The organism is Variovorax sp. YR566, assembly GCF_051992195.1.
Classification (GTDB): domain Bacteria; phylum Pseudomonadota; class Gammaproteobacteria; order Burkholderiales; family Burkholderiaceae_C; genus Variovorax.
On sequence record NZ_CP197092.1, the window covers coordinates 6,474,877 to 6,495,118 of the forward strand.

Here is a 20,242-nt window from a genome sequence, read left to right on the forward strand (position 1 = left end):
CGTCCGGGCGGGCAAGGGACGAGCGGTGCGTGGTCATGGATTGCAAGATGCGATGGCCGCATCGATCGAATCGGCCAGTCGATCCACGATCATGGTCAGCTCGCTTTCGGTGGCAATGAACGGTGGCGCGAGCATGACGTGATCGCCGGATTTCCCGTCCACGGTCCCGCCGGCCGGGTAGCAGGCGAGACCACGCGCCATCGCTTCCTTCTTGATGCGTGCGTTCAAAGAAAGCTGGGGATCGAAAGGCGTCTTCTCCTGCCGGTCTTTGACGAGCTCAACGCCCATGAAGAACCCTCGCCCTCGCACATCGCCGACGAAGTCATGGCTGTCGAACCTCGCGGCCAACAGATCTGCAAAGAACTTTCCGCGGGAGCGCACCTGGTCAAGCAGACCTTCCCGCTGAATGACCTGCTGGACAGCGAGGGCTGCGGCACAGGCGGTTGCATGGCCGAGGTAGGTATGCCCGTGGTGGAAGAAGCCGGATCCCTTGCTGATTGCGTCGACGACGTGCCGACCTGCCAAGACGGCACCAATGGGTTGATACCCACCGCCCAAGCCCTTCGCGATCGTTTGGATATCGGGCGCGACGCCGCCTTCTTGCTCCCAAGCGTGCAGCGTGCCGGTGCGCCCCATGCCGCACATGACCTCGTCCAGTATCAGCAAGACGCCGTACTTGTCGCACACCTGACGCACGCCGGCGAGATATCCAGGAACAGGCGTGATGACGCCGGAGGTCGCGCCGCCCACGGTCTCGGCCACGAATGCGATCACCGAATTGGGCGCTTCGGCAAGGATGGCGTCCTCCAACTCTTTGGCCAGTCGTTGCCCGTACTGGACTTCGCTCTCGGCCGACTGCTTCTCACGGTACGCATAGCAAGGCGAGACGTGGGTGACATCGATCAGCAAGGGCTCGAACTGGGCGCGCCGCCATTTGTTGCCACCGACCGCCAGCGCGCCGAGGGTGTTGCCGTGGTAACTCTGTCGACGCGCGATGAAGCGTTTGCGTTGCGGCTGGCCGATTTCGATGAAGTATTGGCGGGCCATCTTCAGTGCGGCCTCGACGGCTTCGGATCCGCCACTGACGAAATAGACGTGGCTGAAGTCCGCAGCAGGCGAAGTGGCGCGAATGAGTTGGTGCGCCAGCTCTTCCGCAACTTCCGTGCTGAAGAACGCAGTGTGGGCATAGGCGAGCTTGTCGACCTGCGCGTGAATCGCCGCAATCACGTCCGGGTGCCCATGCCCAAGACACGACACCGCTGCCCCGCCGGACGCATCGATGTATTCCCTCCCCGATGCGTCGCGAATATAGATGCCCTTCCCGCTGACCGCGGTCGGATACTGGTGATGGAGGTGGCGGTGAAAGATATGAGTTGCGCTGTCCATTGAACGTCTTCCTGTTGCGATGCCGCGTTGTCGCTTGCAGTGCGGCGCGTGACTGCTTCCTCGCCTTCGACAGCACACCTGGATCGTGTTGCAGCCGACCGGCAGCGATGTGAACCACAAAGCTCGGTTGCCCCTTGCGGCCGCCAGGCATGCGCCCGCTCGCCGGGGCATCTCTGGTGGACGCGCTCCTCTGCTCATCGGTACGGACAAGCGGGTCGAGCGAGCAAATTAAACATTCGTTGTATTTTCATTGATAATAGATCATATGTTTAATCAAGGCAATATTCAGACCAAGTGTTTTATCTGGGTGTAAACCCTTGAAATCTCGAGATGAATAGACCATCCTCCAGTGACATCAGCCGAATGAACAAGGTGATGAGTGGTATCGTTGGCCTCTTTGGCGGGACGATATTGGTGCAGTCATTCACCCAATTTGGAACACTTGTTCATTTTTTGCGCCGTCATGGGGCGCAGGGACCGGGACTGCACCTATGTCGTCGGTGCCGTGACCGGGCTCATAGAGATGAACAAAGAAGAACTTGAGGCGCTCATCGAGGACCGCTTCTCCGGAATGCCACCCAAAATCAAGGCGGCTGCTCGCTACGTGCTCGATTCGCCTAAGGAGATCGCGCTGCAATCCATGCGGTCGGTCGCAGGCAACGCCGGCCTGCAACCAGCCTCGATGCTGCGACTTGCGCGGGAACTGGGATTCGAGAACTACGAGGCCTTCAAGGCTGTCTACATCGACTGGCTGACCAGCCAAGATTCGGGTCTCGTCAGCCGCACCATCCAGTTGCGAAACCGTTCGAGGAACGAAGGCACAGGAAAGTCCCTCGCAGATTTCCTGCACACGGAATTGGTCAACCTCGACAAGACGCTTGGCTCAGAGAACCAGCGGTCCTGGATCGGAGCGCAGCAAGCGCTTTCCAAGGCAACGAACGTCTATATCCTTGGTGTTCGCAGCTTGTTCTCTGCGGCCTATTACTTCCACTACGTCCTGTCCTCCTTCCGAAAGGGTGTGACCCTGGTGCACGGCACGGGCGGAACGGTTGCAGACGAGTTGCGCCGCATTGACAAGAACGACGTCTTCGTTTGCTTCACGTCGTCGCCATATACAGTGATCAGCGTGCAGGCGACCACGCTCGCGATCGAGCGCGGCGCGACACTGGTCGCCATTTCGGACAGCACGGTGTCGCCCGTTGCCTCGAAGGCAACCATCACGATACTGGCCCCCAACGGTAATCTTGCGGTGTTTCCCTCTGTGGTACCGCACATGGCGGTTGCACACACCCTTGCGCAACTGATGGTCAGCAGCGGCGGCGAGGATACGCTCACGGAGGTGACCAACAGTGAGGCGCAGCTGCGGCAGTTCGGGGTCTACGTGCGCCAGTAGGACACGACGCCAGGTGTCCAGACGCCGGACGTGCGAAGGGAGCTCACGGGCAACACGACAACTACGGATTCGCGCTCGCAGCGCAACCGGGCGAATCGATGGGGGCAGCCAGATAACAACTCGAGCTCGCAGCTCATTGTCAATTTCGGCCTGCCCGCAAAACATGCTCCCGACACCCCAATCCCGGTCCGCAAACGATACTCCGGAGAGCTCGTCTGTGCGCCGGGCGGCGCGCGGGACAAGCATGCCAGGTAACAATGCCGCCGAGCGCGCGCTGCGCGGCGTCAGCCTCGGCCGCAAGAACTACCTCTTTATGGGGTCGGACGCGGGAGGCGAACGCGCTGCGGCGATCTATAGCCTTGTGGAGACGGCCAAGCTCAACGGGATCGATCCCGAGGCCTATCTGCGCGATGTGCTGACGTGCATCGCCGACCATCCCATCAACCGCATCGACGAGTTGCTGCCGTGGAACATCGGCCGACGCGCCGACGATCAACGAGAAGCAGCCTGAGCATGGCGACCAAGGTACATCGGATCAAGACGTCCCCGGAAATCCTCCAACTGCACATCGAGTTGCGCGGCACGAAGCCCAAGGTCTGGCGCCGCGTGCTGGTGCCCGAGACGATCACGTTGCTCAAGCTTCACCTGGTCATCCAGGCCGCGTTCGGATGGGGCCACTCGCACCTGCACGAGTTCATCGCCGGCGACGGCGAGCGCTATGGAACGCCCGATCCGATGTACGACGATCCTGGCGCGATCACCAGCGAGAGCACGCGACTGACCACCGCCCTGAACCGGTCGACGCTGAGCTACGTCTACGACTTCGGGGACTACTGGGACCACCGCATCAAGGTCGAGAAGAAGCTCGCACCGGATCCGCTGCTGCCCCTGCCGTTCTGCGTCGGCGGCGCCTGCGCGACGCCGCCCGAGGACTGCGGCGGCATTCCAGGCTATGCCGACTTCGTCCAGGCCATGGCCGATCCCGATGACCCGGAGCACGAGAACTTGGCCGAATGGATCGGCGTAAAGACCTGGGATCCCAAGGCATTCGATTCCACCGAGGCCAACGACCGCCTGGCCGCGATCAAGCTCTGACGCTGCCATGGCGCGATCGACGAGGAACATCGAGACGTTGATCGCCGATGGCGGTGACATCAACATCGGCGCGCTGCCGCCTCACGAGTGCGCTGCCACAGCGGCCGACGGCAGCAGCTGCCTGGCCATGCTCGTGCGCCGTGATGGCGAGACCTTCAATGCGCTGCTCAAGCGCCTGGACAAGGCGATCGGGATGGCTTGGTCGGACGACCTCTTCATCGATGAAGTCAACGACGGCGAGAGCGATCTGCTGTAGTCGCTACGAGGTCCGATCGTCAAGAGGGCCTTGGGCCCTCGCTTACTTTGCGGGCGCTGGTCAAGTCGCCTTGCCTGCGCCGTCCTGTATGCGGTCATTTCGATATTGCTCGCAATCGGCCTCTCGATTGGGGCGTTGCTTGTCGTTCTGAAATATGAACACCTGATGTCGTTTCTGCTGGAACAAGATTGCTATGGTGATGCCACACCCTCGATGCTGAGCATGACCGTGGCGAGCGCGATCGCGATGTTTCTTGGATTGTTGAGCATCGACCGTGCGGTGTCAGCCCTACAAATCCGTCGTCGCAAGTCTGTCAGAGCGGATGGATACCAAAGCCGTCCAAAACGTCGGTCGCGCCCAACGCCAGGGCGTCGTTGATTGACGGTTTGCGCTCCATCTGCTCTCGAAGCGGTACGAGCACACAAGTGTGGTGATCACCACCCATCTGGACTTCGCCGAGTGGTTCACGGTGGCTCAGTTCTACTTCGACGCGGGCAACTACGGGCCACTGAATCGGTGCTTCCGCGATGCCGATGCGGCCGATTCCCTCGAGGCGGGTCTGGTCGTACACCCCAGCGGGTCCTGCGCCTGGAAGGCTGAACCGACGAGTCCTCGTGGCAAAGATGATCAACGTCTGCGGGGCCTTCTCAAGCACGGCTGGCTTGAGTGTGCCAGCCTCGATGGCGACCGCAAGCGGACCATGGACATGCGTGATCTAGGGATGACATGCGGCAGACACCGTCAGCCCCCGCGCCCTGTATTGCCGGTACGTCGATGGCGGGCGCCGGCTTGGTGAACATCACCGGCGGCCATCCCGATCCGCAGCCAGTCGCTCGGCCACGCTGTCGGCATGCGCCTTCTTGAGCTTGGCGAGCCGGGTCACCTCTCCCCGGAACGAACACCTGCACAGCTTTCAGCGCCTTGGACACATGGTCGAAGTAGCCCGCAGCGCCGGGCATCCACCAGTCGCGCATGTTGAGGTTGACAGCCCGGGCGGTTCGATTCCTGGAACAGGTACGTCGTGAATTGTCGCGAGCCGCCTCAAGGCTGTACTTCTGGGCTATCGCAGCGCAGCCGCGATCACGATCTCGATGCCGGTCTTTGGATTGGCCATCGATGCCTGGACCGTAGCGCGAGACGGGCAGTCCCCCTTTGGGATCCAAAGGTCCCAGACGGAGTTCATTTCAGCAATCTGGTTGATGTCCTTCAGGAAGATCTGACAGGACAAGATGCGACTCTTGTCGCTGCCGGCCTTCTCGAGCAGATCATCGATCGTTGCAAGAACTTCGGCAGTTTGTTCTTTGATGCCCGCGTCAATGGTCTTGCGCGGCACTTGACCCGCGAGATATGCGACATTGTTGAAGATGGAAACGTCAGACAGGCGAATGCCGACGTTGATGCGAGAAATGTCAGTCATAGAGATTCAGTTGAGTTGAAGATGACGCGCGACGCGCGCGCAGGGACACTGCGGTGCCACTTGGCGCACAGAATGCTGCGCATGCGAAGCAGGTTCAGGAACCGCTTTTCAGCAAATGCTTCTGGCGAGCCAGCGCGTCCAGAACCGCCGAGCGACTTCTTTCGATGCCCTCGAGCGTCTCCTTGGCCGCTCCGACTCCGTCACCGTGCAGCAGCATCTCGATCATCAGTTGATGCCCGGTCTTCCAGGAGTTGGATCGCTGGGCAACACTGACGCTCAGGTACAGCACTCGCAGCGACTCCTCGTGCAATTGCGCAAGGATGTTGCACAGACGTGCGTTTCCGCAAGCCTTGGCGATGCCGACGTGGAACGCAGCATTGGCCAGCAAGAATTCGCGCTTTGCATTGGCATCGTCCAAGTCGTAGGCGCGCGCACAGGCGCCGTCGAGTGCTAGCAGATACGAGCGCGAAACGTTCCCTGCCGCAAGTCGAGCGGTCTCGGGTTCGATCAAGGCTCGCGCATCGTAGATTTCGTTGACGTCGCTGATCTTCAATGGTGTCACCACGTGACTCCGCCGCGGAAGACTCTGCAACCAGCCAGCCTCTTTCAGCCTGGACAACGCGCTGCGCACAGGCGCCTTCGAGATGCCGTACGCGGTCGACACCGAACTCTCGGACACTTCCGTTCCAGGCAGGAGCTCGCAGGTGATGATTCTTCGCTTGATGTCCTCGAACAATCTCTCCTGCAACGGCAGAGATTCATCGGCAATGTCGAATATGGGTAGCATGGTTTTGTCCAATCAACTCTCAAAGGTAGCGCTGCGGGGAGAAAGCTTTCCATTCCGGCTGCACATCGTCTCCAAGGACAATGCTCTTGACTACGCGTCCGGTGAAAGAAGCGCCCGAAAGGCCGACGTGACCGTGTCCAAACGCGCAAATGATCCTCGAATCGCGCGCCAATGCGCCGATCACCGGCAGCGAGTCGGGCGTGCAGGGCCGGTGCCCCATCCAATGGGTCGCGCCACGCGGCTCCAGACCGCCGTACATCTGCCCAGCGATGCGCTGCAACAGTTCGAAACGTCGCTCGTTTGGCTCGGCGTGGATCCCTGCGATCTCGGCGGTCCCGGCAATTCGCAGACCTTCGTCCATCGGCGTCGCGAGCGTCTTCATTTCCGTCCACATGACATTTCTAGACGGACGCTTGGCCGTGCCGTAAGGCAACTGGACGTGGTAGCCGCGATGGCTCTCCAACGGAACAGAGCAGCCGAGCGGCCGCAGAAGTTCGTTGGACCAGACGCCACCGGCAAGAATGACCGACGCTCCAGTCAGCGACTCCCCCAGCCCATGAACGCGGACCCCGCCGGCCACCGGCTCCAAACCCTTGACGCTGCCGGAGACGAATCGCGCTCCCGCTTCGATGCAAGCCTGCACCAGCATCTGAACGAGGCGGTGGGGGTTGGCGCAATGGCCGTGGGTCGGCAAGTAGACGCCATGCTTGAATCTCGCGTCCAGCCCGGGCTCATGAGCGTGAATGCCATGGCTGTCGAGCACTTCCTGCGCGAGACCCAGCTCGCGCCGAGCCTCTATGGCGCCTTGCTCTTTTGCGAAACCGGCGTCAGTGTCGAACACGTACAACTGGCCCACACGGTGAATGAGCGCCTCAGCCCCGGCAAACTTGAACAGCGGCTGATAGTCTTCGAACACACCCCGCATCATGGTACGCATGCCCTGCGCGGCCGCTGCGGAGCGGGCAGGCGAACCCTCGCGGAGGAAACGCAGGAGCCAGGGAGCCGCCTTTGGCAGATACTTCCAATCGACCACCAATGGGCCGTCCGGGTCGGTGAGCCAACCCGGGATTTGCCTGTACATGTCCGGCGTTGCCAGCGGAAAGCTGATCGTCGGACTGAGTCCGCCGGCGTTACCGAAAGAGCACGCATCCCCGGGTCCGAGCCGGTCGGCGATGACTACTTTTTTGCCTGCCATCACCAAGCGGGCAGCACATGAGGCCCCCACTATCCCGGCGCCGATCACCACGATTTCTTCGTTCATTTCGACTCCGGAACTCACACAAACCGCCGACGCGCGAGCGCCGCGCGGGTGAAGTACACGATTGCCATGACAAGCAGCACGCCGGCGAACAGCAGCACCGATACAGCAGCCAGCGATGGGCTTACCTTGAGCAAGGCGTCGTCCCACATCTGCTTGGGCAGCGTCGTGAACAGGCCACCGCTGACAAAGAGCGACAACGTTAAATCATCAAAGGAAGTGGCAAACGCGAAGATCAGCGCCGAAGCGATACCTGGCATGATGATGGGCAGGGTCACCCGGGCCAGACGCGTACCCGTTCTCGCTCCCAAGATGCTGGCAACGGCATCCAGTCGCCGGTCGTAGGACTTGAGGGTCGCCGTCACGGTAATGACCACATACGGAAGGGCCAGTGCAGCATGGCCGACTGCCAACGCGAAGGATGAGCCCACCAGGTTCATTCGCGAAAGCACGTAAAACAAGCCGAGTGCGATGATGATGCGCGGCAAGATCACCGGCGCCAGCACCAGACCGAGCAGCAAAGAGCGGGCCGGTACGCGCTGATGCGCAAATGCGAAGGCCGCCGGGATGCCAATCAGGCTGGCAATCAGTGCGGCCATGATGCCGACGCCCAAGGATCTCCATGTCGCAGCGGCCCACACCGGCGAGTTGAAGACGTCCTCGTACCACTTCGTCGTAAAACCCTTTGGTGGCCAGTCGATGAACGAGCTCGTGGTGAACGACTCGGGGATCAGCAGCAGCACCGGGGCAATTGCCAAGAAAAGGATCAGCAGTGCGGTCAACGGGACACCCTTACCTTCATCCTGCCCGCGCACTGGAAACAGTTTCAACATTGCGTCGGTCGCGCTGCCAAGCCGCCAACAGAGGGAATCTTTCAAGTCCCGGATCCTGCTGAGTTTGCCGCCCTGCGATTTCGCCGCCTCACCCGCCAAGCTCGAGAGCCCGACCAACTTGTCATAGAGCCAATAGATGACAAGGGTCGCCGCCAGGGTGACCAGAGAAAGAGACGCGGCAAGTCCCCAGTCCATCATTTCCTGGACTTGTTGAATGATGATCTGGGCGATCATTGTTTGCCTGGGCGACCCGAGGAGAGCGGGCGTGATGAAGAAACCCAGCGCAGAGACGAATGTCGTCAACCAGGCGGCGGTGCACCCGGCGGCGCACAGGGGGAGGTAGACCACGAAGAACGACACTCCGGGTCGCGCCCCCAACGTTGCCGCCGCTGGAACCAGTCGACGGTCCATCGACTCGATGACCGGCAACATGGTCAGAATTGCGAGCGGGAGCAGCACATGGACCAGGCCGACGATGACGCTCAGGTTCGTGTACAGCAGCTCGAGCGGTTGCGATGTCACGCCCAGAGACAGGAGGACACTGTTGGCCAGACCGTTGCGTCCCAGGACCACGATCCAGGCTATCGTTCGAACCAGGAAGCTGGTCCAAAAGGGCAGCAGCACGCCGATCATCAGGAGCTGGCGCCAGCCCCCACTCGTACGTGCGAGTGCGACTGCGACGGGGAAGGCCGCCAGGACGCTGATCGAGGCAGCGGCAGCTGAAAGAAAGGCGCTGTGGCCAATCACTTGCGAGTAAACGGGCGCGTTCACCAAGCGCGCAAACGACGAGTACGAGAAACCGGAAGGCCCGTTCAACGACGCGAACATCAGCAATGCGACAGGCACAAACACGGTCGCGAGCAGAAAGACCATCGCGGGCGACAGCAATGCGACACCAGTCCACCGTGGGCTGCTTACGCCGGTCGCACTCACGATGCTTCTCCGAAGACGAGACTGTCCTCTTCGGCAAACGAGACGCGCACATCGCCCTGCGGCCGTGCACCGCTGCGCGCCGTAAGGCGGGTTGCCACGACTTCGACACCAGTCCTGGCACGCATGACCGTTCGCGCGAGAGCGCCTCCGATGACTTGAGACGTCACATGCGCATCGATCACGTTGCCGAGCGCCACCCACGGTCCATCCGAAACCGTCAGCGCTTCGGGCCGCACCATCAGTCTGCAGCGTGCCCCCACACATGCGTCGTTCATCAAGCGTCCGCGAAGGACGGTATCTGCATGACGTACGAGCGCGGTCTCGCCTTCTATGGACTCGATCACTCCCTCCAATGTGTTGGACTCGCCTAGAAAGCCGGCGGCGAACACGGATCGGGGGGAGAAATACAGCTCTGCCGGCGCCGCGACCTGTTCGATTCGCGCCTCGTTCATCAGGCAGATCCTGTCCGACATCGTCATCGCCTCTTCCTGATCGTGCGTGACATAGAGCACGGTGATGCCGAGGGCCTGCTGGAGCTGCCGAATCTCGAGTTGCATGTGCGTCCTCAACGACTTGTCCAGCGCTGCCAGCGGTTCGTCCATCAGCACGACGGAGGGTCGGTGCACGATGGAGCGCGCCAGCGCCACCCGTTGCTGCTGGCCGCCCGACAGCTCTCCCGGAAAGCGATTGCGCAGGGAGGGAAGCTTGATCTGTTCAAGAACTTCGTTCACGGCTTTGCGGATGCTCTCCTTGGACGCGCCTTTCATCTTCAAGGGAAAGGCAATGTTCTCGCCCACGGTCATGTGCGGAAACAGGGCGTAGCTCTGGAACATCATTCCGACGTCGCGCTCGTACGGCTGCTGCCTGGTGGCAGCACGCCCATCGATCCAGATATCGCCTGCGGTGGGTGTGACCAGGCCGGCAATCATCATGAGCAGGGTTGTCTTGCCCGAACCCGATGGGCCGAGGAGCGTCACGAACTCGCCAGTTTGAATGTCGAGGTTCGACTCTCGGAGGGCGAAGGAATCCCCATAGCGCTTCGAGATCCCGGCGACACGCAGCTTGGCTGCGTCGGCGTGCACGACTTGTGGCGCCGGCACACTGTGCGCATGGCGCGGGACGAGGGTGTGAACTTGAGCGATGACAGACATGACGGAGGTTCTCAGCTCAGCAGCCAGGTGTTGAAGCGCTCATTGACAGCGTCCTTGTTGGATGCCCAGTAGCGCCCATCGAGCTGAACCGAATTGGCCAGATTGGCAGGCAAGGCGGGAAGCGTTTGCGCGCGTGCGGGATCGATGTGCTTGTAGGCCTCCGGGTTCGACGGGCCGTATGCGAGGTACTTGGTGTAGGCCGCTTGGCGCTTGGCATCGCAGGTGAACTTGATGAACTCCCGACAGACACTGGCTTTGGGCGTGCCCTTCAGGATGGCGAATCCTTCGTAGCTCCAAAGCCCTTCGTTCCAGATGATCTTCACGGGTCCACCCTCGTCGACGACCGTCTGGGCGCGGGCATTCCAAGTCGGGCACATGTCGACCTCCCCACTCTTGAGCAGTTGTGAGGTCTGTGCGCCACCGGTCCACCACACCTGGATGTCCTTCTTGATGGTGTCCAGTTTTGAGAATGCCCTGTCCAGGTCCAGCGGGTAGAGGGCACTACCCTTGACACCCGAAGCGAGCAGGGCCTGCTCCAACGTGTCAGCCGGGTTGCGCCGCATGGCGCGGCGGCCCGGGAAGTCCTTGACGTTGAAGAAGTCTGCCCATGAGCTGGGCATCTTGCGGTCCTTGAACTTGTCGGTGCGAACTGCGAGCACCGTCTGAAGCACCAGCGTGGCGATCAGATACTGCGAACGGAATCTTTCAGGGATCTCCGACGCGCTCACATTGACGTCTTCGAGATAAACGCCTGTTTTGGCGTCGGTGAGAACGTCGGCCGATTGGCGATTCAGAAGCGCCATGTCCCACGCGTAGTTCTTGGCATCGACCATGGCTTTGATCTGAGCGGTCGGATCCGCCTGCGCGACGATCGGGACGACTTCGATCCCGGTGGCCGCCTTGAACGGTTGGTAGAAGGCTTCGCGGAAGCCATCGGCGTAAGGGCCTCCTGGATCCCTCACAACGATCCGCTTGTCTTGGGCCTGTGCCGGTGTCCAGATGGTCGGGAACGCCAGCGTTGCCAGACCAACGGTGCCCGCGCCTTTCAAGAGGCCGCGCCTTGACGTCGATGCAACAGAAAACTTGGTCATTACTGCTCCAAAAGTGGGTGTGGTGGTCTGTCGGCGCAATTAACATGCCAGATATCAATTTGACATGTCAAAATCCAAGTGTCGTCTATTTCCCATCCGGGGATATTGGGGAAAGCTCGTAGAACCGCTCCATTCCAACCCGATCGTCGATGCCTCCCGAGGGTCTGCACGCACCAATCCGACGCCCGCCGCCCCCTCTTGGACCGCGCGCGCTGTGTACAGTCAAGCGCTCCTGTTTGATCGAGTACGGTTCCCATGACCACGCATCCCTCTTCGCCGCAGCCTCAGATTGCGTCGAACCTGCTCACGCTCGCCGAGTCGTTCCACTCCATCTCGGAGTTCTGTGCGCGTGTCGGCGTGAACCGCCAGCAGTTCAACAAGTACCTCGCCGGGAAGCACATGCCTTCCCAAAGAATCCTCGTCAGGATTGCGAAGTACTTTCACATGGACGCGGGCGATCTCGCGTTGCCGGCCGATGCATTCAGGCGGTTCTACGAAGGTTTGGACGAGGCGGCATCGGATCTGGTCAAGCTCTCGGGTGTCTCGGAACTCCTGCGGATCGCGCAAGCCGCGGGCGCCGAGCTTCAGGCCTTCCATGGCCTGTATTTCCGTTACCACCAGTCGGCCATCTACAAGGGGAAAGTCTTGCGCTCGGTCACGCGGATGTTCGAGAGGGACGGTTTGACGCAGTACGTCACGGTCGAGCGCTTCCCCGAGCTCGAGGGCGGTGCACGGACCGCTTTCTCGTTTGTCTACAGAGGCTTTTGCACGCTGATGGGCGACCGGATCTTCATGGTCGATTTCGAGAGCAAACAGAGGAATGAACTCACCTTCACGGTGCTCACGCCACAGCACCGAACGCCGGTGCGATTCTTGTTCGGCGTCGTCACTGGAGTGGCTGCAACTTCCTATCGGCAGCCTTTCTCGGCCCGGGTCGTGCTTGCACGCGAAGCGGATTCACCTCTGCGTCGACAGCATCTGCGACTCGCAACGGTGCTCGACATGGAAGCACCCACCATTCCACCGGAGGTCCGACGCTACCTCGGCGGGCCGGCCGGACAGCCACTGATCGGCGGCGAAGGCTGACCGCCCAGCAGGTGACGCACTTTGAAGCAGGCCGTGCGTCAACCTGCGTCATCCGGCGATGCGTTGCGAATTGAAGGCGCGGGAGGGGACTCCCACAATTTGGTCCATCGATGGGAGGGCCCCATCGAACACCCCAAACCCTCATCTCCACTCGCATGTCCTACATCCTCAAATCCCCCACCACCGAACCAACAGGTGAAGCCGACAATACCCATGTGCGCTCGACCGTCGAAAACATGATCAGCGACATCGCAGCACGCGGCGCAGACGCGCTGCGCGAATACTCCTGCAGGTTCGACCAATGGGCACCGGAAAGCTTTCGTCTCGGTCAGGCACAGATCGAGGCCTGCATCGCCGAACTCACGCCGCAGCAGGTCGCGGACATCAAGTTCGCGCAAGCACAGGTGCGCAAGTTCGCGGAGTACCAACGCGCCTCGATGCTTGATGTCGAAGTCGAAACACTGCCGGGCGTTGTCCTTGGCCACCGCCACGTTCCGGTAGGAACCGTCGGGTGCTACATCCCGAGCGGCAAGTACCCGCTGGTCGCATCGGCACACATGGGTGTGGTCACCGCGAAGGTGGCGGGCGTCAGGCGCGTTATCGCCGTGTCGCCCCCCTACGAGGGAAAGCCAAGCGCGGCCGTCATCGCCGCCATCCACTTTGCGGGCGCGGACGAGATCTACTGCATTGGCGGGGTTCAAGCGGTCGCAGCCATGGCCTTGGGCGTTGGCGAGTTTCTGGCCGTGGACATGATTGTCGGCCCGGGCAACGCCTACGTGGCCGAGGCAAAGCGTCAGCTGTTTGGAAAGGTCGGCATCGACCTGGTCGCCGGCCCCACAGAGACGCTGATCGTGGCGGACGATAGCGTGGACGGCGAACTCGTTGCCACCGACCTGCTGGGACAGGTTGAGCATGGGCCGACCTCGCCCGCCGTACTCGTCACCACCTCGGAGAAACTGGCTCGGGACACACTGGCACAGATTGAGCTCATGCTCGAGAAGCTCGACACCGCGCCCATCGCACGGGTCGCATGGGAGAACCACGGCGAGATCATCGTGTGTGAAACCGACGAAGAGATGATTCGCGAGGCTGATCGGATTGCGTCCGAGCACGTGCAGGTCATGACCCGCGACCCGGACTACTTCCTCGAGCGCCTGCAAAACTACGGGGCTCTTTTCCTCGGCGCTCGTACCAACGTTGCCTATGGCGACAAGGTCATCGGGACCAACCACACGCTTCCCACCTCCGGTGCCGCGCGCTACACCGGCGGCCTGTGGGTCGGAAAGTTCCTCAAGACGTGCACCTACCAGCGGGTCACGACCGACGAAGCGTCAGCCATGATCGGCGAGTACTGCTCGCGTCTCTGCGCCCTCGAGCATTTCACCGGCCACGGCGAGCAAGCGAACATTCGCGTACGCCGCTACGGCCACAAGGCCATCCCCTACGGTCACGCTGCGCCTTGACCCGCTGATCGTCCAGACGCTCGATCAGTTCTGCCCGAGGCCACACGACGTCGGCGACGGGGAAAAAGAGCGGACCTGTTGAAGCCTTGGCCTGCGCAGCGAAAGCACTTCCATCTCATGCCCCGGCACGCTGTTCTTCACGCCGCTTCGCTGCCCTCCTCTTTTTCCCCCAACTTGCGATCTTGGCGGTCACGTTGTGGCCAACCAGGATGAACTTCTTCTGCGGGTCGGTGAAGTAATGACGGCCCGTTGGGAAATACTGAACATCGAGCCGAGGATGAAACCCGACGGGGCCAAGAAATTCGCCCAGCAAGGCCACCTTCAAGGGCTTGTCGCTGGAGGACCTCATCGCGACCTCGCCGCCCGCAGCCCGCAGGCGCTTCACGCCGATCCTCCCGTGGCCCTCCAGGAAGACCCGGAGCCTGTCCATATCCTGCGATTCACACATGCGCCCCTCCATCACCGTGCACGCCGTCGGTCGCAAGGTTTGAATCCAGGAGAGCAACCCTTCAATCGTCCTGACTCCGCACTCAACTCTTCTTTTGATTTCCGCCAGATTCCCCAGGGACCAATCCAAGTCCTCGATCTCGCTGTCGTAGCCCCTGTAAGACGTTTTCCACATGACCTCCTCCGGCGTGATCGAGCTCAGCTCTCCTGCGGGATAGTGAAAAGCGCCTGCCCATCCGGTATGGACGTTGTACCCGCCGATGAGCGCGCACGAATACAGATTCGAAGTCGTCACGCGCAAATCACCTTTGCGCGTCCTGGGATCGTATCCAGGAGCCAGAATGCCCTGGCCCATCTCGATGAAGAACGCCGCCATGTTCCATCCTTCTTGGCATGTAGCCATCCAACGAAACCGGATGCGCCGTGGATGCAGCGCAGCACCGGGAAATGGTACCCAACCGCTGGTGCAGGGCAACCGAAGCATCGGTACTCGTGCGTCGACGACGGTCTCCCAGATCGATCCGCGAGCAACCCAAGCACGGATTGCCTGGAGCCATCTTGCAATGCGCGCGAGTCACAACCCTGCCGCCATGCGCGCCCCCTTCGTCGTGGAGGCTGCCGCCCCAGCGGTCCTCGGCTCGCTGCCGCAGATCAGGGCGCGAGCTATTGAAGCTTCACAGCACGTGCACCTGATCGTTGAACAGCTTCAATACATACCCTCGGCCGCGCACCGTGTGAAGCAGCTTCAAGGGGAACGGATCGTCGAGTTTCTGGCGAAGCCTCAGAACGCCCACCGTGACCAAGTTGTCCCTTTCGCTGGTGCTTGATCCCCACACGGTCTTGATCAGCTCCGCGCGCGACAGCACCTGCCCCCTGTGCGCCATCAGCACGTCCAGAAGCTCGAAGAGCGTCGAACTGAGGCTGAGATCGACGCCCTGACGAAAGGCCTTGCCGCTCGCGCGGTCGATGGCCAGGTCCGCCAGCCGCACCACACCCCCCTTCAGGTAGCGATCGCCGGACGCTAGCGCCCAAGCGCGCTCCACCAGATCGGCGGGTGCACACGGCTTGACCAGGTACTCGGTCACGCCCTGCGCCAGTCCTTCCAGGCGTTCGGCCACCGGGTCTCTTTGCGTCAGCACCAGCAGCGGTGCACTGCTGCTGCGCCGGACGGAACGTATCGCCACATGGGCCGCCGTCGGTTGCACGGCGTCGACAAGGATCAGCGCGTACGGCTTGCCCGCGACAAGCCGCGCACGAGCATCGCAGGGGTCGAGCACATCGACGGTGAAGCCGCATCTTCCGAGCATGCCACCGAACTCGTCGTACCTCGCGTGTTCGGATTTGAGCAACAGGACATTCATGGGTTGGGGCCCTCTGCAGGTGCCGAAGCCGCTGTATCCGAGGCATTCGGGGGCGTGTCGGCTTGCTTGTGCGCGCAGCCATCCAACAGAAAGACGCCCACCACGAGCGCAAGCACAGCGGCATGGGCGACGGCGAAGTTGGAGAAAAGGTTTTTCATTGCTTGTCGTTTGCCCTTGTTGGCTTCAGTCGAGAAGAACGATGCGATCGCTCGCTGCGGGCCGGCAGCCTGCAGGAACAGGCTCCCAGCCGCGGTGCACCACGACCTGCCCGCCGTCGTGACACAGCTCGATGCGCTCGGTCCCGGCGCGTTGCTGTTCCCTCGCGAAGGCTTCCACGGTCGACGGCAGGCTGACGCGCAGCTTCAGCGCGTAGATGTCGTCCACAGGATGGTCGTCCAGGTGCAGCAGCGGCACGAAGTTCGACGCGAAGACGAGTGCGTGCGAACCGACATCGACAGGCTCGGGCCTGTAGGGCGCGTCGCGCAGCCATTGCTGGGCGCGCTCGCGCAGATCATCTCCGTCGGGCAACTTGCCCCATGCGACCGCGAGCGACTCCATGACCCATTGGTTGCAGTTCTGGTAGCGCAGGCTGAACGGATAGGCATTGGCGCTGTAGCGCGCGGCCAGCAGGTGCAAGGCGCGTGGCGCATCGAGCACGGTATTGCGCAGTGCCAGTGCTGCGTCAGGGGGCAGGGTCACGACGGAGACGTAGCCCAGCGCCGGGTCGTCGATGCCCATGACGAAACCGGCCAGGCCCTGGTCGTAGAGGCGTGGGTGCCCTTCGTCGCAGGCGTAGTACAGCTGCCGCGCGAGCCAGGTTCCGCCCGCGCCTTTCCAGGCGATGGCGGCGTGGGAGTAGCGGATGCGAAAGCGAGAAAGATCGAGGCCGGAGCGACTGATCAGCACCGTGTCGCTACCGGTCTGTGACAAGGCTTCCTGCAAGACGGCGGCAAAGCGCAGCACGCGATCCTGTTGACTGGCGTCGAGTGGGGTCACGCGATCGCACAACTGCGAGGATGCAGGGGCCGCGTCCGCAACGCGTGCCGCGAAGGTGCAGATCACCACGAAACCCGTCAGCGCAAGCCGGCGAAGGAAGACCCAAGACATGGTCAGAGACTCACGGGACGCGCCGCCAGTCCGCCGTACCAGTCGTCGGCGAGCACCAGGTAGAACGCCTCGCGTGAATCGCCACGTGCGAATGCGGTGCCGTAGGCGCGCTGTTGTGCATGCACGAGGTCGCCGAGCCCCAGGCGCTCCTTCGCGAACGTGGCCTGCGGCAGCTCGAGCACGATGCGCCGCTGCGCGTCGCTGTCGCTCTGCATTGCGACACGCGCGAAGCCCTCACGGTCACCGGCCTGTGCGATCTCCGTGATGCGGTAGTCGCCCTCGGCCACCTTGTCGCCGTCGAACGAGCTCCTGCTCGACCCGCGCAATGACGTGGACACGCTGCCGCTCGATGCAGACCCGGCACTGGAGGCCGCGGACGAGGGGAAGCTGCCCGCGTGGGCACTGAAAGCCGCGACGAGCAATGCTGCGCTGCCTGCAACACGGAAAAGGGGAGGAAAGGTCATGGAATGCTCCGGTTGTGAAATGAGAGAACGAGGCCTCTTCGCACGGAAGAGACCGGGCCCGGTTCGACGGGCACCGCAGGAAGGTGCACTGCACTTGACGCAGGTCTTGCGCGGCCGAGCCGTATCGCCAGCGGCTTGCACGATGACGCGATGATGAATTTCGTCATTGCAGCCGGACGGCCGGCTGCTCGGCGCCCGCTTTCGAACACGCGCGCGCGGGTCATCTGGTGACGGTCTCGAAACTCAGCTCACCCATCTTCTCGGCAACGGACTTGATGCCCTGGAAGGGGTTGCGGTGGTTGTACTCCAGCGGTGATCGCTTCCCATCGACCACCGCAACAGCCTTGATCTCATCCTTCAACGCAAAGGCCAGCGGCCCCGCAACCACCGAGCCGAATCGCACCACCATGCTGCGCTCCGAGTAGTCCTTGATCGTCAAGGTGATCTGCTTGTCGTTGGCGATCGGAACACCCGCTTTCGCTGCCGCCACGGCATAGCCGGTGCGGATCAACTCTGTGACCTCCACGGGCACTTCACATTTCCCGCAATCCGTCGTGACGGCGATGCCGGGCACGCTCTTTGGCAGAGCCTTCGGGGTTGTTTGCACATCCGTTGCGCAGCCTGCCAGGAGCGAGGCGATGGAGATCGAGGTCAATGCCACCAGTCGAGAGAAACAATTCATGATGCTTTTGTTGATAGAGGGAATACGACGCCGCAGGCAGATCGTCGCTGCGGGGATCGTCTGTTTTCGGTGCTGATCTCAACACCGATGCCAGTGATCCAATGAGCTGCTCAGCTGCTCCAGGGCATCTTAGGAACGCTTCTGTTCATCAGCGTTCGGCAGCGTTAACCAAGGTAAAAGATGGCCTCGGCGAAGCAGGAGAACGGCGATCCGGATGCCAGACACCGCACGCTTGTGCACGGGGACCGGACCGGGCACCCCACCGACGGACGTCGCATCCGCCAAACACATCACTCGCGCAAGTGACGTCACGTGACGCGCGCCTCCTTCGCATCACATTTCGTCATGCTTCACCATCGCCTTCGCTTGTGCAGCGTCTTAAGCTGGACCTCCTTTCATTCAAGGAGTGATTCATGGCGATAGCGAAAGCGCGACTGGTCTTCTGGCTCGCAATGGCGATGCATGCGAGCACGTTCGCGCAGGTGGCCGTAAGGCCCGGTCAGTGGGAATTGACGGGCTCCTTCAAGGGGTTGCCCTTCGGCGATTCCTCGGAGCGTGTTCGAACCACGTGCCTTTCGGCGGCAGCGCTCGGCGCCGTCCCGGAGAAGGCGCTGATGGAGGCCGCGCCTCAGCCCTCGGACGACGCCTCGAAGCCGCCCCCCAAATGCGAGTACTCCCAGGTTCGGCGCGAAGGTCCTACCTCTTCGTGGACATCGACCTGCGAAAGTCCGACGATGACCGGGACCGGAAGCGCAACAACGCAGCCCGACCAGGTAAGCCTGCAGGAAACGCTGGAAATGAAGTTCCTCGGCACCCGCACGATCCAGCACACCGTGAAGGCGCGCCGGCTGGGAGATTGCACCTAGTCGCCTTGCGCAGGAGGGGCGGTCCGCCTTTGGCTGCGAAGGCAGCCACGGGGCGGCCCCCCGCGCGCCTCGTATCATCGGACTGTGATGATCCGTCCGCCGAGCCGGCTCAGTGGATCCGGCCATGATCACGGGCCGCCATCCATCGCCGCCGCGGGCCCGCACTGCTCACGACAAGGAACGCAAGCGGCCGAAACGCCCAGGCCGCATCGACCTTGGCAAGGCCTCCCCGCTGTCAAGACCGGCGATCGGGCGTGCCAACTCTTGGCGCCGTTGTTTCAGGTCGGGCGCGTGGCGGCGAGAACCTCACCAGCCCCGAACAAAGGACCGACACCGGCGATCGGCCATGAGGGGCGGCATCCGGCACCCGATGCTCAGATGGCTCGTCTGCCGATCCCGTCAGGCACGAAAACATACCCGTGCTTGCGTACGGTCTGGATGTACCGTGGATGGGCCGGATCGGGCTCCAGCGCCCGGCGCAGGCGAACCATCGCGGCATCCACCGCGCGCAGGGAGACCTTTTGCTCGCGCCCATGCGACACGGCCAGCAGCCGCTCCCGAGAGATCGGAACGCCGGCGTTGGTGGCCAACTCGGCAAGCATCGCGTACTCGACCGTACTGAGCACGCGAAGTTCGCCACCGCAGTCCAAACTGCGCTGCCCGACCTGGAACACGCAGGCTCCAATCGGGATCGAGGCGCCCGTCGCGAGCGGCGCACCCGGCGTGAACGCGGTGCGCCGCAGCACGGCCCGCACCCGAGCGACGAGTTCGCGCGCGGAGAACGGTTTGCTCAGGCAGTCATCCGCGCCCATCTCCAGGCCGAGCAGCCGGTCGATCTCCTCGTCGCGAGGCGTGAGGAAGATGATGGGCACCTTGTCGCCGTCCGCCCGCAAGCGGCGGCAGGCATCGAGCCCCGACATTCTTGGAAGCCGTGCGTTCAGCACGATCAGGTCGGGGCGCACGCGGTGGATGCGACGCAGCATCTCCTCGGCGCTTGCCATGGGCGTGCTCGCGACGCCCTGCTCCTCGAGGTAGCAGCAGAGCATGTCCCTGAACGCGACGTCGCCCTCCACCACGAAGAGATGATCCGGGCGCCCGAATTCCATCGGTGAGGCTTCCTTGCTCATCGGTCCGCGATGCCACCGGCATCTTCTTGCGTTGCAAGC

20 protein-coding genes and 2 pseudogenes are annotated in these 20,242 nt (G+C 62.2%); 8 read left to right on the top strand and 14 right to left on the bottom strand.

Annotated features, from left to right (window positions below; genetic code table 11):
- Window positions 1-33: 33 nt before the first annotated feature.
- On the bottom strand, window positions 34-1,386 hold the full coding sequence (locus ACTG4X_RS30320; protein WP_440532698.1) for an aspartate aminotransferase family protein: 1,353 nt from the start codon (window positions 1,384-1,386) through the stop codon (window positions 34-36).
- Between the two features lie 523 nt (window positions 1,387-1,909).
- On the opposite strand from ACTG4X_RS30320, the gene ACTG4X_RS30325 reads away from it, so the two are divergent.
- From ACTG4X_RS30325 to ACTG4X_RS30340, 4 genes and pseudogenes are all read left to right on the top strand, one after another.
- Window positions 1,910-2,779 carry a MurR/RpiR family transcriptional regulator gene (locus tag ACTG4X_RS30325; RefSeq protein ID WP_440532699.1) on the top strand — a complete coding sequence of 290 codons (870 nt, stop codon included), beginning with the start codon at window positions 1,910-1,912 and terminating at the stop codon, window positions 2,777-2,779.
- A 253-nt stretch (window positions 2,780-3,032) separates the two neighbouring features.
- A pseudogene (locus ACTG4X_RS30330) lies at window positions 3,033-3,290 on the top strand (transposase domain-containing protein); the annotation flags it as partial.
- Window positions 3,291-3,292: 2 nt separating this feature from the next.
- Window positions 3,293-3,874, top strand: coding sequence for a plasmid pRiA4b ORF-3 family protein (locus tag ACTG4X_RS30335; RefSeq protein ID WP_440532700.1), 582 nt, complete (start codon window positions 3,293-3,295; stop codon window positions 3,872-3,874).
- Window positions 3,875-3,881: 7 nt separating this feature from the next.
- Window positions 3,882-4,130 carry a hypothetical protein gene (locus ACTG4X_RS30340; protein WP_440532701.1) on the top strand — a complete coding sequence of 83 codons (249 nt, stop codon included), beginning with the start codon at window positions 3,882-3,884 and terminating at the stop codon, window positions 4,128-4,130.
- A 313-nt stretch (window positions 4,131-4,443) separates the two neighbouring features.
- Here ACTG4X_RS30340 and ACTG4X_RS30345 read toward each other — a convergent pair whose 3' ends face one another.
- Window positions 4,444-4,701, bottom strand: a complete 258-nt coding sequence (locus tag ACTG4X_RS30345; RefSeq protein WP_440534454.1) for a hypothetical protein — start codon at window positions 4,699-4,701, stop codon at window positions 4,444-4,446.
- On the opposite strand from ACTG4X_RS30345, the pseudogene ACTG4X_RS30350 reads away from it, so the two are divergent.
- Window positions 4,696-4,872 (top strand): annotated as a pseudogene (locus ACTG4X_RS30350) (IS3 family transposase); the annotation flags it as partial. The gene ACTG4X_RS30345 and the pseudogene ACTG4X_RS30350 sit on opposite strands and share 6 nt — an antisense overlap.
- Before the next feature lie 318 nt (window positions 4,873-5,190).
- On the opposite strand, the gene ACTG4X_RS30355 reads toward ACTG4X_RS30350, so the two are convergent.
- The 6 genes from ACTG4X_RS30355 to ACTG4X_RS30380 form a co-directional block, all read right to left on the bottom strand.
- Entirely contained in the window at window positions 5,191-5,547 is a 357-nt protein-coding gene (locus ACTG4X_RS30355; RefSeq protein WP_440532702.1) for a RidA family protein, read from the bottom strand.
- Window positions 5,548-5,641: 94 nt separating this feature from the next.
- Entirely contained in the window at window positions 5,642-6,346 is a 705-nt protein-coding gene (locus ACTG4X_RS30360; protein WP_440532703.1) for a GntR family transcriptional regulator, read from the bottom strand.
- Between the two features lie 7 nt (window positions 6,347-6,353).
- Entirely contained in the window at window positions 6,354-7,595 is a 1,242-nt protein-coding gene (locus tag ACTG4X_RS30365; protein ID WP_440532704.1) for an NAD(P)/FAD-dependent oxidoreductase, read from the bottom strand.
- A 14-nt stretch (window positions 7,596-7,609) separates the two neighbouring features.
- On the bottom strand, window positions 7,610-9,358 hold the full coding sequence (locus tag ACTG4X_RS30370; RefSeq protein WP_440532705.1) for an ABC transporter permease subunit: 1,749 nt from the start codon (window positions 9,356-9,358) through the stop codon (window positions 7,610-7,612).
- Complete coding sequence (locus tag ACTG4X_RS30375; protein WP_440532706.1) at window positions 9,355-10,509, bottom strand: ABC transporter ATP-binding protein; 1,155 nt, start codon at window positions 10,507-10,509, stop codon at window positions 9,355-9,357. Before ACTG4X_RS30375 ends, ACTG4X_RS30370 begins: the two co-directional genes overlap by 4 nt.
- A gap of 11 nt (window positions 10,510-10,520) precedes the next feature.
- Entirely contained in the window at window positions 10,521-11,600 is a 1,080-nt protein-coding gene (locus tag ACTG4X_RS30380; RefSeq protein WP_440532707.1) for an ABC transporter substrate-binding protein, read from the bottom strand.
- Between the two features lie 255 nt (window positions 11,601-11,855).
- Between ACTG4X_RS30380 and ACTG4X_RS30385 the strand changes: the two genes are divergently transcribed.
- Both ACTG4X_RS30385 and hisD read left to right on the top strand, forming a co-directional pair.
- Window positions 11,856-12,686, top strand: a complete 831-nt coding sequence (locus ACTG4X_RS30385) for a helix-turn-helix domain-containing protein (protein WP_440532708.1) — start codon at window positions 11,856-11,858, stop codon at window positions 12,684-12,686.
- A 155-nt stretch (window positions 12,687-12,841) separates the two neighbouring features.
- A complete protein-coding gene (gene hisD / locus ACTG4X_RS30390) occupies window positions 12,842-14,149 on the top strand; it encodes a histidinol dehydrogenase (protein ID WP_440532709.1) in 1,308 nt (435 codons plus the stop codon).
- Window positions 14,150-14,264: 115 nt separating this feature from the next.
- Here hisD and ACTG4X_RS30395 read toward each other — a convergent pair whose 3' ends face one another.
- The 5 genes from ACTG4X_RS30395 to ACTG4X_RS30415 all read right to left on the bottom strand — a co-directional run bounded on the left by ACTG4X_RS30395 (window position 14,265) and on the right by ACTG4X_RS30415 (window position 18,210).
- Window positions 14,265-14,972: a hypothetical protein gene (locus ACTG4X_RS30395; RefSeq protein WP_440532710.1), complete on the bottom strand. Its 708-nt coding sequence runs from the start codon at window positions 14,970-14,972 to the stop codon at window positions 14,265-14,267.
- 298 nt (window positions 14,973-15,270) lie between these two features.
- Window positions 15,271-15,957 (bottom strand): winged helix-turn-helix domain-containing protein, encoded by a 687-nt coding sequence (locus ACTG4X_RS30400; RefSeq protein ID WP_093307806.1) that lies wholly within the window; start codon window positions 15,955-15,957, stop codon window positions 15,271-15,273.
- Window positions 15,958-16,140: 183 nt separating this feature from the next.
- Window positions 16,141-17,064 carry a DUF2145 domain-containing protein gene (locus tag ACTG4X_RS30405; RefSeq protein ID WP_440532711.1) on the bottom strand — a complete coding sequence of 308 codons (924 nt, stop codon included), beginning with the start codon at window positions 17,062-17,064 and terminating at the stop codon, window positions 16,141-16,143.
- Between the two features lie 2 nt (window positions 17,065-17,066).
- Window positions 17,067-17,528, bottom strand: a complete 462-nt coding sequence (locus ACTG4X_RS30410; protein ID WP_440532712.1) for a hypothetical protein — start codon at window positions 17,526-17,528, stop codon at window positions 17,067-17,069.
- Window positions 17,529-17,748: 220 nt separating this feature from the next.
- Window positions 17,749-18,210 carry a hypothetical protein gene (locus ACTG4X_RS30415; protein ID WP_418115952.1) on the bottom strand — a complete coding sequence of 154 codons (462 nt, stop codon included), beginning with the start codon at window positions 18,208-18,210 and terminating at the stop codon, window positions 17,749-17,751.
- A 413-nt stretch (window positions 18,211-18,623) separates the two neighbouring features.
- Between ACTG4X_RS30415 and ACTG4X_RS30420 the strand changes: the two genes are divergently transcribed.
- Window positions 18,624-19,076 (top strand): DUF3617 domain-containing protein, encoded by a 453-nt coding sequence (locus ACTG4X_RS30420; protein WP_440532713.1) that lies wholly within the window; start codon window positions 18,624-18,626, stop codon window positions 19,074-19,076.
- A gap of 374 nt (window positions 19,077-19,450) precedes the next feature.
- Here the strand turns inward: ACTG4X_RS30420 and ACTG4X_RS30425 are convergent, their stop codons facing one another.
- Window positions 19,451-20,203 (bottom strand): response regulator, encoded by a 753-nt coding sequence (locus tag ACTG4X_RS30425; protein WP_440532714.1) that lies wholly within the window; start codon window positions 20,201-20,203, stop codon window positions 19,451-19,453.
- Between the last annotated feature and the right edge of the window lie 39 nt (window positions 20,204-20,242).